Consider the following 13,321-nt stretch of genomic DNA (forward strand, 5'->3'; position numbering starts at 1 on the left):
CGCAATCGAATTCTCCTCTCCCCCATGGGGTTTATGGGGGAGAGGCCGGGAGAGGGGGGCGGCTAACGGCATGCACCAGTCTCAGCCGAAGCGCGATTCAGGTCTCCCCGGCCGGGGGTCGGGGGGAAGGGGGCTCGCGCAGCATGCGATGGCACCCCGTCGAACCCCGGACGAGGTCCTCCTCTCTCCCGCAGTTTTCCCCACCCGCTGGACACGGCCGCTCCAAGGTGAAACTTTGTCGCGGGGCGTCGCGTATCCGGTCAGGTGAATCGAATGATGATGATCCCGTTTTCCGTACTCCTGACCATCCTGGTCGCCGGCCTGGTGGCCCGCTGGGTCGTGTCGGCCTGGCGCGGCGGCGACGGACACGAGCTGGCGGGCCGCGACGAGCAGATCCGCCGGCTCCGCGAGGAGATGGACACCCTGCAGTCCGAGGTGCGGCGCCTGAGCGAGGAGCAGTCGTTCATGGTGCGCCTGCTGTCCAAGGGCGAGGGCCCATCCGCCGGCCAGCTTCCGCCGCCCGCGAACGAACCCCAATCGGAGAGCCCCTGATGGTGACCCGCGAGGACGTGGTGAACTTCCTGAACCGCATGGAAATGGGGTACGAGGAAGTAGACGATGGCATGTGGCTGGCCTACCCCGGCGAGCCCGATGGAGGCGCCCCGCTGGTGATCAGCCATGCGCCGCCGCTGCTGGTGTTTCGCCTGAAGGTGCTCGACGCGCCGCGCGACGGGCAGAAGTGCGCCGAACTGTATCGCCAGCTCCTGGTGGCCAACGCCACGGACCTGGTGCACGCCGCGTACGGCCTGGAGGACGATGACGTGATCCTCACCGAGTCGATGGAGCTGGAAAACCTGGACTTCAACGAGTTCCAGGCTACCGTCGACTCGTTCCAGATGGCGATCGCGACACACCTGGAGTCGCTGTCCACGTACCGCGACTGCTGACGGCTTTCTTTTCGCTGACCAACACGTCCGGCGCACGCCCGGCCCCGCACGGCCCGGCGCACCCAAAGGACCCAGAACGGCTAGGACGATGGGGATCTTCACGAAGCTCAAGATGCTGGTCCGGTCGAACCTGAACGACCTGATCGCCCAGGCGGAGAACCCGGAGAAGATGCTCGAGCAGGTCATCATCGACATGCGCGAGCAGCAGACCCGGGCCAAGCAGGAGGTGGCGCTCGCCATCGCCGAAGAGCGCAAGCTCAAGTCGCAGGTAGATGCCGAGGCCCGCCAGGCGCAGGAGTGGGAGCGCCGCGCCATGCTGGCCGTTCAGCAGGGGGGCGACGACCTGGCCCGCCAGGCGCTGATGCGGCAGCAGGAGTACGCGCAGCGCGCCCAAAGCATGCACGAAACCTGGCAGCGGCAGGTGGCCGACACCGAAAAGGTGAAGGACGCGCTGCGGCAGCTGCAGGTGAAGATCGAGGAGGCGCAGCGCAAGAAGAACCTGCTGATCGCCAAGCAGAAGCGCGCGCAGGCGCAGCGCCGCATCCACGAGACCATGGCCGGCCTGTCCGACACGTCGGCGTTCGAGACGTTCGAGCGGATGGCGCAGAAGATCGAGCACAACGAGCGCCTGGCCCTGGCCGCCGCCGAGGTGTCGGAGGAGCTCTCGGGAGACCCGCTGGAGCGGCAGTTCCGCGCGCTGGAGGCCGGCGGCAGCGCCGACGTGGAGTACCGGCTGCTGGAGTTGAAGGCCAAGGCCGGGCTGGGGCTTCCCCCGGGTGCCGGGCAGCAGGCCCTGCCGCAGGGGTCCGGCGCCCCTCGCCTGGGCGCCGGCCAGCCCGCCGCGCAGCCGCAGGACCTGTCGGTGCACGATGCCGAGCTGGTGGACGACGACGCGGGCGCGCACACGGCGGCCGAGCGCACCGCCTACGCGCCGCCGCCTCCCGGGGACGCGACCCAGGCGCACGGCGGCGGCAACCTGGCCGACGCCGACCTGGCCGCCCGCATCGACGCCCTCAACCGCGGCTGAGCGGGACGGAATCTGGATGCGAGTGGGCGTCACCCCTTGGCACCCGGCTCGTTCGTCTGATACCTTGCGCGGGACCGGCATCACGCCGGTCCCGCGCTTCGTTCGTACCGAAACTCCATGAGCTCCGCCGACCGACAGCAGAACGCTCCCCGGCCTTCGCCCTTTGCCGTGCTCACGGCGGCAGTGGCGGCGGTGCTGCTGCTGCTCTTCGTGTACAGCGTCGCGCAGGTGCTGCTGCTGTTCTTCGTGGCGGCGCTGTTCGCCCTCTATCTGGGCTCCATCATCGGCTTCCTGGAGGAGCGCGCGCGGCTGCCCCGGGCCGCGGGACTCCTCGTCGCCCTGGCGCTCACGGGGCTGTGGGCGTTCGCCGTGGGTTGGCTGGTGCTGCCGCCGGTGGCCCGGCAGACGCAGGCGCTGATCACCGCGCTCCCCGGGCAGATCCAGGTGTGGACGGGCAGCCTGCGCGAGCTGGTGGAGCGGTATCCCCTGCTCGCGGCCGTGCTGCCCCCCGAACGGCTGAACGCGCAGCTATCCACCGTTGCCGACAACGCGGGACGCTTTGCGGCGGGCATCTTTCCCGTCGTGTTCGACACGCTGCACTTCCTCATCAACCTGGTCAGCGTGATGGTGATGGGGATCTACATGGCGCTGCGCCCCGAGCTGTACCGCGAGGGCGTGGTGCTGCTCGCGCCGCCGGTGCACCGCGAACTGGTGCGCGACATCCTGGCGGACCTGGGCAAGTCGCTGCGCGCGTGGATCGGCGGGCAGTTCCTGGCCATGGTGTTCCTTGGCGTGCTCACCTGGATCGGGCTGGAGCTGCTGAACGTGCCATTCGCCCTGGCGTTCGGCGTGTTCACGGGCGTGGTGGTGATGGTGCCGTTCTTCGGCAGCCTGGTGTCGACGCTGCTCCCCGCCCTCTTCGTCCTGGGGATGGGGGGCGCGGTGCAGGCGTGGCTGGTGGTGCTGCTGGGCGTGGTGGTGCACCTGATCGAAGCCAACTTCGTGCACCCGCTGATCATGGAGCGGCGCGTGCACCTGCCGCCCGTGCTCACCATCCTGAGCGTGCTGATCATGGCGGAGCTGCTGGGGCCCATCGGCCTGCTGGTGGCGGTGCCGGTGCTGGCTTCGCTGATGGTGATCATCCGCCGGATCTACGTGCACCGGCTGCTGGAGGGAAAGGGCTTCCGCCGCTTCGTTCGCGACGCCCCCGCCGAGGTCCGCGTCCCCGAATCGGCCATGAGGCTGGATGGAGAGTCGGTGAGCATTCCGGCGATGCTCGAGCAGGCCGGTTCGGCGCCACGATAGTACGTGAGTGCGGAAGTGCGTGAGTGCGGAACCGATCGCCTCGCGCATCACCGCTCACGCACGGCCGGATCCAAACGCACTCACGCACTAACGCACTTCCCCGATGAATCACGACCTGACGACGTATCGCTACCTGGTGGTGGCCGAGGGGCAGTTCGGGCCGCTGACCAGCAAGACGGCCAACAGCGCCGTCCGCTTTCTTCCCGACCGGGTGCTGGGCGTGATGGACTCGCGCCTGGCCGGCAAGACGGTGCAGGACGTCCTTGGATTCGGGGGCGGCATTCCGGTCGTCGGAACGCTGGACGAGGGGCTGGCGCTGGGTCCCACCGCCCTGCTCATCGGCATTGCGCCGCAGGGGGGCGCGCTTCCGCCCGAGTGGCGCCCGATGCTGCGGCAGGCCATCGCCGCCGGGCTGCCCATCGTCGCCGGGCTTCACTCGCACATTGCCGACGACCCGGAGCTCGCAACCCTCGCGGCTGAGCGCGGCGTGCCCATCCACGACCTGCGCAAGCCGCCGACGGACCTGCCCGTAAGCAGCGGGCGCGCGCGGAACGTGGACGCGTACACCGTCCTCACCGTGGGCACGGACTGCAACATCGGCAAGATGACCGCCGGGCTGCACATCCGCGACGCGCTCACCCGTCGCGGGACCAGGGTGGGCTTCGCGGCCACGGGCCAGACGGGAATCCTCATCGAGGGATGGGGGATCGCGGTCGATGCCGTGGTCGCCGACTTCATCAGCGGCGCGGCGGAGCGGCTGGTGCTTCGGGCCGCCGAGGGGAACGACGTGGTGCTGGTGGAGGGCCAGGGCTCGCTGGTGCACCCGGGCTACTCGGGCGTCACCCTGGGACTGCTGCACGGGTCCATGCCCGACGGGATGATCCTGTGCCACCAGCCCACGCGCAGCTGCCCGTACGGCGGCGGCGGCGTGTACTCGTGGATGCCGCTGCCGACCGTGCCGGAGATGATCACCATATGCGAGAGCGCCATCGCGCCGCTGCGGCCCTCGAAGGTGATCGGAATCTCGCTGGTGACCTTCGACATGGATGAGGCCGCCGCACGAGACGCCATCGCGCGCACGGCGGACGAGACGGGGCTGCCGGTGACGGACCCGGTGCGCTTCGGCTCGGAGCCGCTGGCGGACGCCATCCTGGCCGCGGCCGCGCAGAAGCGCTCGGCTCTGCAGCCGGCCTGACGAGAAAACGAAAAGCCCCGCTGGATGGCGGGGCTTCTTCGATTTTCGGTGCGGCCGTTCAGGTCAGCAGCAGCAGGTCTGCTCGCAGCAGCAGTCCGCGCAGCAGTCGCCCTCACAGCAGCACTTGTCGCAGCAGCAGGTCTTGGGATCGGTCATGGCGTCTCGCTGGTTCACGTGGATGCAGCCACAACGGTAACCGCATGGCGCGCCGAGCACAAGCGCGCCGGGCTCACCACTGGATGGTGCCCTGTTTGCTGGTGTCTACCTCTTCGGCGTCGCCGCTCCGGAAGAGGAACTTCTCCGTCTGGTCGTACAGGAACGCCTTGGCCTCGGGGTCGCGCACGTTCAGGCCGTTGTGGTTGATGAGCATGGTCTGCTGCTTCAGCCACAGCGCCCAGCATTCCTGGCAGATGGAGGCGTGAATGCGCTTGCCCAGGTCGTTGTTGAACGGCGCGAACGGCATTCCCGCCCGGGTTTCTCCGCAGCGCGCGCAGGTGACGTCGGCCATCGAATCGGTCTGCTGTTCGTGTTGGTCAGGCGCGCCCGCCGGGCGCATCGCTCCTCCGAATGTAACCCGTGGCGCAAGGCGCGGTCCAATCCACATGCCCGATCCCATTCCCGCGCGGCTTTCCGACGAGGGCCGCACCGCCACCTGGAACCCGGCGATGACCTTTGCCTCGCACGTGCTGGTGCGCGTGCGCCTGCCGGACGGCCGCGTGGAGGACCGCCGCTCCATGAACAGTGGCCGCGCCCGCGTTCGCGGCGAAGAGATCATCGAAGCGATCCTCGCGCCGGACGCTTCGTGATTCAGGCCAGGGCGGCGCGCCACGTCAGACGGGCGGCCGCATCCACGTTTCAAGCGAATGCAGATCGGAATCAACCGGGATTCCAGGGTTTCTCCATGCCTCCCCATCCCCTCCGCTTCCCTGCGCTGGTCCTGCTCTGCTATCCCGTGTGGGAGCTGGCCGGCAACGCGTACTACGCGGTTTCCTGGGCCCAGCCATCTGCGCTCCTGGATGGGCTGATCCGGATGGTACTCGCCACGGTGATCGTCGTGGCGCTGCTCCGCGGGTGGAAGTGGGGCTACCCGGCGGCACTCGTCTTCAGTGCGGCGATTGCCGCCGTGATGCTGACGGTGTACGCAAGCGTGTGGGTCCTGGATGGCGACCCGCCGTGGCGCGGGGACACGCCGATGGCTTTCACGTACCAGATCTCGGGGCCGCTCATCGCCGGAGCCGCCTTCATCCTGCTGCTGCACAGGCGGCGGATTTCGGGCGTGTATCCCGACGCCCGGCTGCGCTCCCTGGCCAGACGGACGGGCGTTGCGTTCGCCGTGGAAGTAGTGCTGATGACCTCGATCGCGATCTGGGGGTTCGGCGGATGGCAAGCGGAGTGGTACCGGGACGTGCTCGCGGCGACGCAGGCGCCCGGCATCGCCCTCCTGACGGACATGGGACTGTGCTGTGGCTACTTCAATAGCCTGGTAATCTCGGATGTGTGGGGTCCGCACTGGAACGGCCTGACGCGGGTGGGAATCCCGATCCTCGTCGTGGCGAATACCGTGGGGCTGCTGGTCCTCGCGCGGCTCATTCAAGCTGGAGCGCGACTCGCGAGCCGATCGCTGAAACCTGCTTCGCAAAAAGTCGCGGCAGCTAGACTTCACTGATTGGTCTGGTGAGGAGCCTACTCAGATGATCACCTCGACGGCAGTCCGAAGTCGTCGTAGCCCAGGATCTCGTCGGCGGATCGCGTGTCACGGTCCGGCAGCGAAGCCACGAATGCCTGGAGGTCGGAGATGTCCGCGAGCAGGGTGTTGTGCTCTCGGTCGGGCCTGAGCCCGTCGGCTTCGGAATGGCTGATGGCGTCAGACATGGGCTCTCCCATCCAGGTACGTTCTCCGCCCGCACTCACGCGGGCCTTCCGCAGTAGGGGCAGGCGGGCGCGTCGGCGGCGATGGCGGCTCCGCAGCCCCGGCAGGGGATCGCGGCGGAGCGGGCGGGCGGCTTCGACGAGGCACGCGCGGGTAGCACGCGGGCCAGGCGCGTATACAGGTCGCGCGCGTTCGCGATGCCTCCCTCCGCCGGCCCGAACTCCACCTGCTGGGGCCATCCCGTGGCGGAGTCGGTCGCCAGCACCACGGTTCCCGTAGCCTCGGCCACCCACAGGTGCGTGGACCGGCTGACGTCCACCATCACCGCCGGCTTCGTGACGTCCGCAGGCACCAGGAACAGCTTCTCCCCCGAGGCCAGCAGCTCCACCACCTGCACGCCTTCCATCTCGGGAAGCCCGCCCCGGTACGTCACCACACCGACGAGCTTCGCCGACGCCGGGACGATGGCGCGCTGCCGGCGCAGCGCCTCGTCCTTCTGCCGCTGGATTTCCTGTTCGGCGCGTTCCTTCGCGCGCCACGCCTCCGCCTCGGCCTCACGCGCCCGCCTGTGCGACTTCAGCACCATCCAGTACCCGGCGCCCGCGACGACCGCAGAGACCACGAAATGCCCGCGCATCGCCAAGCTGGTGCCCGTCAGCATCCACATCCAGATCAGGGCGAAGATCAGGCACCCCTGCCCCGCCTGCAGATGGAAGCTTCCCAGGACGACGATGAAGAGCGCGGCGATCACGGCCATCCCGTACAGTCCCAGGACGGAGTTGTCGGTTGCGGGCTGTGCCTGGATCAACAGAAGCATGGTAACGGGAGGCGGGTGGATCTCCACGCAAGGAGATGCGCGCTGATCTGCGCGCCAGCATAACCTGGCGTTCCCCCGCCGGTCCGTCCAGCCACGCATGGAAGCCCGGACCTTGCGATGCCCCCGGCGGCGGGCGATTTTGCGGGTTCCAGGAAACGGAGAGAATGGACTACACGACCATCGACACCCCCGAGGCACTTCGCGAGCTGGCGCAGACGCTGCGCGCGGAGCCGCTGCTGGGCGTAGATACGGAAGCCGCGGGCTACCACCGCTACTTCGACCGGCTGAGCCTGCTGCAGGTTTCGTCGCGCACGCAGAACTGGCTGGTGGATCCCTTCGCCGTCGAAGACCTGTCGCCGCTGAAGGACGTGCTGGAAGATCCCTCGATCGAAAAGATCTTCCACGACGCCGACTACGACCTGCGCATCCTGGACCGCGACGCCGGGATGGGAATCTCGGGGCTGTTCGACACGCAGATCGCCGCCGCGTTCCTGGGCGAGCGCGCCCTGGGGCTGGGCACCATCGTCGAGAAGCACCTGGGGATCAAGCTTCCCAAGGAGTTCCAGCGCGCCGACTGGGCCGAGCGCCCGCTGTCGGAGGGGATGAAGCAGTACGCCGCCACCGACACGGCGCACCTTCCCGACCTGCGCGACCGCCTGAAGGCCGCGCTGGAGCAGATGGGCCGGCTGCACTGGGCCCAGGAGGAGTTCCTTCGCCGCGAGGGAACGCGCTGGACGGAGCCCGAAGACGGCAAGGAAGCGTTCATGCGCATCAAGGGCGCGCGCGACCTGGCGCCCCGCGGCCTGGCCATCCTTCGCGAGCTTCACGCGTGGCGCGAAGGCGTGGCGCGCGAGCGCGACCAGGCCACCTTCCGCATCCTGGGCAACCAGGCGCTGCTGGAGATGAGCGCCGCGCCCCCGGGAAGCATGCGCGACCTGCCGTCCGTCACCGGCATTTCCGAGGGGCTGGCACAGCGCCGCGGGCGCGACATCCTGGCCGCCGTGCAGCGCGGGCTCGACGTGCCGGAGGACCAGCTTCCGCGCTGGCCGCGGGGACAGCGGTTCGAGCGCGACCCGGAGCAGGAGGCCCGCTTCGAGGCCCTGCGCGACGCGCGCACCCGTCTGGCCGACCAGCTGAACCTAGACGCGGGCTTCCTGATCCCGCGCGCCACGCTCGAGGAAATCGCCCGGGCGCAGCCCCGCACCATCGACGAGCTGGCGCAGGTGCCCGGCGTGCGCACCTGGCAGGTAGAAGCGGTGGGCCAGGGCCTGCTGAAAGCCATCAACCGCGGCTGACGAAAACCTGGAGGATAGAACGGATGAGGAGCATCACCGACGATCATGGCCGCACCTGGGAAGCGGTCGCCCTGCCCACCAAGGTGGCGCACCTGCGCAACGGCGCGCTGCTGGCCTTTCGCCTGGCCGACGAGCCCGGCACGGAGCCCGTGACCGCGCCCATCGACTTCAACAGCATCGACGCGGCGCACCTGGCCATCGGCACGATGAGCGAGAAGGAACTCCGCCGGCGGCTGGAGTGGGCCAAGACGGCGGCGGGTATCGCCTGAACGGCTGAAGCCACGAGCGACAAGGAAATACAGGAGCAGCCCCCGGCGCCAGCGGCGCCGGGGGCTGTTTTCATTGTCCCCGGCAGCGGCCCCTTGACATAGGGAGTGGGGGTATCCATAATTGTACCCGTGGGGGGTAACCTGGAACGGACTTGCAGGGGAGGGGATGATGGAGAAGCTGACGCTGGAAATCGACGGGATGAGCTGCGGGCACTGCGTGGGAGCCGTCAGGCGCGCGCTGGAGGGGATGGACGGGGTGCAGGTGGAGAGCGTTCGCGTGGGCGAGGCGGAGGTGCGGTACGATCCGCGCACCGTCACCCTCGACGCGATTGCCTCCGCCATCGCGGACGAGGGCTATCAGCCGCGAGGTGTATGATGAACGCGACCGAGTGGATCGTCGTCCTGGCCGGGCTGGCCGCCATCGCCTGGGTCAACTGGTACTTTTTCCTGGCGGGGCGCACGACGGCGGAGGCCGCGCTCAGCGCCGGAGGCGTGCAGCAGGTGACCATTACCGTGCAGGGCGGCTACCAGCCCGCGCACGTAAAGGTGAAGCAGGGGGCGCCCGTGCGGCTGGTGTTCGATCGGCAGGAGACTTCCGGGTGCTCGGAGGAAGTGGTCTTTCCCGACTTCGGCATCCGCAAGTTCCTGCCGGCGCACAGGCAGACGACCATCGAGATCACGCCCGAGCGCGCGGGCAGCTATGAGTTCACCTGCGGCATGAGCATGCTTCGCGGCAGGCTCACGGTCGAGTAGAAAAGGTGAGGGACGGGATGCAAGGCACTCACGAGCACCACACGCACGCGGGGTCGCCTCCGGTGCCGGCGGCCACGCAGGCCGCGGCGGGCAAGGTGACGATTCCCGTCAGCGGAATGACGTGCGCCGCCTGCTCCGGGCGCGTGCAGCGGGCGCTGGAAAAGCAGCCGGGCGTACAGGCCGCGGCGGTGAACCTGATGACGAAGAACGCCACGGTTCACTTCGACCCGGGCGCCACCTCGCCTCAGGCGCTGGTGGATACCATCCGCGGCACCGGCTACGGTGCGAGCCTGGCCCACGACGGCCAGACGGCGTTCGACGAGCAGGAGGCGCAGGACCGCGCGCAGGATGAGGAGTTCCGCGAGCTGCGGACCAAGGCGCTCGCCAGCTTCGCCGTGGCGATGATCGCGATGGTCGCGTCCATGCCGCTGATGGCGGAGGACGCGCACGCGGGGCACGGCGCCACGGTAGACCCGTTCATGCGCTGGGCGATGGCGTGGATGAACCCCGCGCTCTCCAGTGCCCTGCCCTGGCTGTACCAGCTTCCGCGCGGCGTGATCGCGTACGGGCTGCTGGCGTTGACCGTCGGCATCATGGGGTGGGCCGGGCGGCACTTCTACACGCGTGCCTGGGCCGCCTTCCGCCACCACTCGGCCGACATGAACACGCTGATCGCGGTCGGCACGGGGGCGGCGTTCGTCTACTCCCTGGCGGCTACGTTGGCGCCGGGCTTCTTCATCGCCCGGGGCGTGCAGCCCGACGTGTACTACGAGGCGGTGGTCTTCATCATCGCGCTCATCCTGATGGGCAACGCCATGGAGGCGCGCGCCAAGCGGCAGACGTCGTCCGCCCTGCGCGCGCTCGCAAACCTGCAGCCGAAGACGGCGCGCGTCCTTCGCGGCGGCGCCGAGGCCGACGTGCCGGTGGACGAGGTGCTGCACGGCGACCTGGTGCTGGTGCGGCCCGGCGAGCGCATTCCCGTGGACGGCCAGGTGGCGTCCGGGCAGAGCGCCGTGGACGAGTCGATGCTCACCGGCGAGTCTTTGCCGGTGCAGAAGGGCCCGGGCGACCGGGTGATCGGCGGCACCATCAACCGCACGGGCGCGTTCCGCTACACGGCGACGACGCTGGGCGCGGACAGCGTGCTGTCGCAGATCGTCAAGCTGATGCGCGACGCGCAGGGTTCGCGCGCGCCCATCCAGCGGCTGGCGGACCGCATCAGCGCCATCTTCGTTCCCGTGGTCCTGTCCATCGCCATCGCCACCTTCGTGGTCTGGTTCGTGGCGGCTGATGCGGCGCCCGGGGTGCGCGCCTTCGCCGCGGCGGTGGCGGTGCTGATCATCGCCTGCCCCTGCGCCATGGGGCTCGCGGTGCCCACGGCGGTGATGGTGGCGACCGGCAAGGGCGCCGAGGCCGGCGTGCTGATCAAGGGCGGCGAGGCCCTGCAGCGGGCGCGCGACGTCCGCACGGTGGTGCTCGACAAGACGGGAACCGTCACCGAGGGGCGGCCGACCGTCACGGACCTGATGCTGGCGGCCGGATCGCCCGTCGCGAGCGAGGGCGAGCTGCTGCGGCTGGTGGCGTCGGTGGAGGCATCGTCCGAGCACCCGCTGGCCGACGCCATCGTGAATCGGGCGAAGGAGCTGGGGCTGGCGCTGGCGGATGCGGAGAGCTTCGAGTCCGTCACCGGCCGCGGCGCGCTGGGCGTGGTCGATGGGCGCGCGGTGGCCATCGGAAACGCGCTGCTGATGTCGGACTACTCCATCGCAGCCGATCCGCTGCGCGACGATGCGCAACGGCTGGCGGGTGAGGGCAAGACGCCGATGTACGTGGCGGTGGATGGGCGCCTCGCCGGCCTGGTGGCCGTCGCCGATCCCATCAAGCCCTCCTCGCGAGCGGCCATCGCGCGGATGAAGCGGATGGGGCTGGAGGTGGTGATGCTGACGGGCGACAACCGCGCGACCGCCGAGGCCGTCGCAAGGGAGGCGGGGATCGACCGCGTGGTGGCCGAGGTGCTGCCCGAGGGCAAGGTGGCCGAGATCAAGCGGCTGCAGGAGGCCGGACAGGTGGTGGCGATGGTGGGGGACGGCATCAACGACGCCCCCGCGCTGGCCCAGGCCGACGTGGGCATCGCCATCGGCACGGGGACGGACGTGGCGATGGAGGCCAGCGACGTCACCCTGATGCGCGGCGACCTGGGCGGCGTGGCAGCGGCCATCCACCTGTCGCGCCGGACGATGAGGACCATGAAGCAGAACCTGTTCTGGGCCTTCATCTACAACGTGGTCGGCATCCCCATCGCCGCCGGGCTGCTGTTCCCAGTGTGGGGGCTGCTGCTGAGCCCCATCCTGGCCAGCGCGGCGATGGCGTTCAGCTCGGTGAGCGTGGTGGCCAACAGCCTGCGCCTGCGTGGCGTAAAGCTGGCCTGAGTACAACATGATGTGGACCAGTCGCGGTCCGCACACTACATTCGGTGTTTCGCCCCGGCGTTGGAGCCGGGGCGCGGACACCGTGCAAACGGAGGCGGAGATGAGCGCAGACACGACGAACGCGGGCGTGGTCGAGGTGACGGACGTGACCTTCGCGGCCGAGGTAGAGGGTGCGCAGGGGCTGGTGCTGGTGGACTTCGGCGCCGCGTGGTGCGGGCCGTGCCGGATGATGGACCCGGCGGTGAAGCAGATCGCCGGCGACTACGCCGGGCGGGTGAAGGTGGCCAAGGTGGATACCGACGCCAACCTGCAGGTGAGCACGCGCTTCAACATCCGCTCGCTCCCCACCTTTCTGATCTTCCGCGACGGCAAGGTGGTGGACCAGGTGATCGGGGCCGTGCCGCGGCAGGCCATCGAGAACAAGCTGGCGGCGCTGCTGTAGGCGGCGCTTCGGACTCCAACGCGCGAACGGGACGAGAATGGCGACGAACATCGGGGATGAAGCGACCGAGGCGAATGCCGGCACCTGCGGCTGCGGGTGCGGCACGGGCGGCGAGGGCGACCGGCACGCCATCGCGGTGGATGGCGCCATCAAGGACCGCAACCTCAAGCGGCTGCGGCGTATCGAGGGCCAGGTGCGCGGCCTGCAGCGGATGGTGGAAGAAGACCGCTACTGCGCCGACATCATGACCCAGATCGCCTCCGTGCACGAGGCGCTGCGCAGCGTGGGCCGCGAGCTGATGCGCAACCACCTGAAGCACTGCGCCGCGGGTGCCATCACGAGCGGCGGCGACGGTGCCGAAAAGATGTACGACGAGTTGATCGACATGATGTACAAGAACGTGCGCTAGCTTGTACAAGGATTGTTCACTGAACACTCCCGGGTGTTCGGTGGGGTGTTCGGAACCGGCACGAACGGATCGGGGCGGGAGGACGCACCGAGAAAAAACCGCATGTTTGCTGGATTCTTCGGCAGGCTGCGATGCGGCACGGCGAGTGCTTTAAGGAGAGCCGAACCGGGGCGATGGAAGCACCCGGCGAACCGAAACTCCGAAAGAGGCTCATCATGAAGAAGCTGCTTGCAGTGCTCGCCCTCTCCGCCCTGGCCGCCTGCGGTGGTGACGACGCCGCCGAGGAGGCCTCGACCGAGGCGACCACGACCGAGAGCACGATGCCCGTGACCGACCCGGCCGCGACCACGCCGATGCCGGCGACCACCACGCCGATGGACACCACCGCGGCCGGCGCTGCCGGTGCCGCCGGCGCGACCGCCCCCGCGATGGACTCGGCCGGTGGCAACACCACGCCCGAGGCCGCCGAGACGACCACCCCGTAATCACGGGGCTGGATGGATGAAGCGGGGGGCAGGGCCCCAGGTGCCCGGCCCCCCGCGTCTTTTTCCGATCAGGTCTAC

The 13,321-nt window shown here is 69.2% G+C and carries 18 protein-coding genes; 15 read left to right on the plus strand and 3 right to left on the minus strand.

From position 1 onward, the window contains the following. Positions 1-273: 273 nt before the first annotated feature. From VIB55_RS09350 to VIB55_RS09370, 5 genes are all read left to right on the plus strand, one after another. The gene (locus tag VIB55_RS09350; protein WP_331876382.1) at positions 274-552 is read left to right on the plus strand and encodes a hypothetical protein; all 279 of its coding nucleotides are present in this window, start codon (positions 274-276) and stop codon (positions 550-552) included. After that, positions 552-947, plus strand: coding sequence for a hypothetical protein (locus tag VIB55_RS09355; protein WP_331876383.1), 396 nt, complete (start codon positions 552-554; stop codon positions 945-947). The genes VIB55_RS09350 and VIB55_RS09355 overlap by 1 nt, the downstream gene beginning before the upstream one ends. Before the next feature lie 88 nt (positions 948-1,035). Continuing rightward, entirely contained in the window at positions 1,036-1,974 is a 939-nt protein-coding gene (locus VIB55_RS09360; protein ID WP_331876384.1) for a PspA/IM30 family protein, read from the plus strand. A 117-nt stretch (positions 1,975-2,091) separates the two neighbouring features. Next, positions 2,092-3,279 (plus strand): AI-2E family transporter, encoded by a 1,188-nt coding sequence (locus VIB55_RS09365; RefSeq protein ID WP_331876385.1) that lies wholly within the window; start codon positions 2,092-2,094, stop codon positions 3,277-3,279. 103 nt (positions 3,280-3,382) lie between these two features. Further along, a complete protein-coding gene (locus VIB55_RS09370; protein ID WP_331876386.1) occupies positions 3,383-4,474 on the plus strand; it encodes a DUF1611 domain-containing protein in 1,092 nt (363 codons plus the stop codon). Positions 4,475-4,703: 229 nt separating this feature from the next. Here the strand turns inward: VIB55_RS09370 and VIB55_RS09375 are convergent, their stop codons facing one another. After that, positions 4,704-4,982 (minus strand): oxidative damage protection protein, encoded by a 279-nt coding sequence (locus VIB55_RS09375; RefSeq protein ID WP_331876387.1) that lies wholly within the window; start codon positions 4,980-4,982, stop codon positions 4,704-4,706. Positions 4,983-5,076: 94 nt separating this feature from the next. Here VIB55_RS09375 and VIB55_RS09380 point away from each other — a divergent pair, with 94 nt between their 5' ends. Beyond that, positions 5,077-5,280, plus strand: coding sequence for a hypothetical protein (locus VIB55_RS09380; RefSeq protein ID WP_331876388.1), 204 nt, complete (start codon positions 5,077-5,079; stop codon positions 5,278-5,280). 146 nt (positions 5,281-5,426) lie between these two features. Further along, a complete protein-coding gene (locus VIB55_RS09385) occupies positions 5,427-6,140 on the plus strand; it encodes a hypothetical protein (protein WP_331876389.1) in 714 nt (237 codons plus the stop codon). Positions 6,141-6,169: 29 nt separating this feature from the next. Here the strand turns inward: VIB55_RS09385 and VIB55_RS09390 are convergent, their stop codons facing one another. After that, complete coding sequence (locus VIB55_RS09390) at positions 6,170-6,346, minus strand: hypothetical protein (RefSeq protein WP_331876390.1); 177 nt, start codon at positions 6,344-6,346, stop codon at positions 6,170-6,172. Positions 6,347-6,381: 35 nt separating this feature from the next. Beyond that, positions 6,382-7,161 (minus strand): hypothetical protein, encoded by a 780-nt coding sequence (locus VIB55_RS09395; protein ID WP_331876391.1) that lies wholly within the window; start codon positions 7,159-7,161, stop codon positions 6,382-6,384. 164 nt (positions 7,162-7,325) lie between these two features. On the opposite strand from VIB55_RS09395, the gene VIB55_RS09400 reads away from it, so the two are divergent. The 8 genes from VIB55_RS09400 to VIB55_RS09435 all read left to right on the plus strand — a co-directional run bounded on the left by VIB55_RS09400 (position 7,326) and on the right by VIB55_RS09435 (position 13,243). Continuing rightward, entirely contained in the window at positions 7,326-8,456 is a 1,131-nt protein-coding gene (locus VIB55_RS09400; RefSeq protein WP_331876392.1) for a ribonuclease D, read from the plus strand. 23 nt (positions 8,457-8,479) lie between these two features. Then, positions 8,480-8,725 (plus strand): hypothetical protein, encoded by a 246-nt coding sequence (locus VIB55_RS09405; protein WP_331072627.1) that lies wholly within the window; start codon positions 8,480-8,482, stop codon positions 8,723-8,725. Positions 8,726-8,891: 166 nt separating this feature from the next. Beyond that, positions 8,892-9,101 (plus strand): heavy-metal-associated domain-containing protein, encoded by a 210-nt coding sequence (locus VIB55_RS09410; protein WP_331876393.1) that lies wholly within the window; start codon positions 8,892-8,894, stop codon positions 9,099-9,101. After that, positions 9,098-9,478, plus strand: a complete 381-nt coding sequence (locus tag VIB55_RS09415; RefSeq protein ID WP_331876394.1) for a cupredoxin domain-containing protein — start codon at positions 9,098-9,100, stop codon at positions 9,476-9,478. Before VIB55_RS09410 ends, VIB55_RS09415 begins: the two co-directional genes overlap by 4 nt. A 17-nt stretch (positions 9,479-9,495) precedes the next feature. Beyond that, entirely contained in the window at positions 9,496-11,907 is a 2,412-nt protein-coding gene (locus VIB55_RS09420) for a heavy metal translocating P-type ATPase (RefSeq protein ID WP_331876395.1), read from the plus strand. A 100-nt stretch (positions 11,908-12,007) separates the two neighbouring features. After that, positions 12,008-12,349, plus strand: coding sequence for a thioredoxin (trxA, locus tag VIB55_RS09425; protein WP_331876396.1), 342 nt, complete (start codon positions 12,008-12,010; stop codon positions 12,347-12,349). A gap of 37 nt (positions 12,350-12,386) precedes the next feature. Beyond that, positions 12,387-12,758, plus strand: coding sequence for a metal-sensitive transcriptional regulator (locus VIB55_RS09430; protein ID WP_331876397.1), 372 nt, complete (start codon positions 12,387-12,389; stop codon positions 12,756-12,758). 215 nt (positions 12,759-12,973) lie between these two features. Then, positions 12,974-13,243: a hypothetical protein gene (locus VIB55_RS09435; RefSeq protein ID WP_331876398.1), complete on the plus strand. Its 270-nt coding sequence runs from the start codon at positions 12,974-12,976 to the stop codon at positions 13,241-13,243. Positions 13,244-13,321: the final 78 nt, after the last annotated feature.

The organism is Longimicrobium sp. (genome assembly GCF_036554565.1).
GTDB lineage: Bacteria > Gemmatimonadota > Gemmatimonadetes > Longimicrobiales > Longimicrobiaceae > Longimicrobium.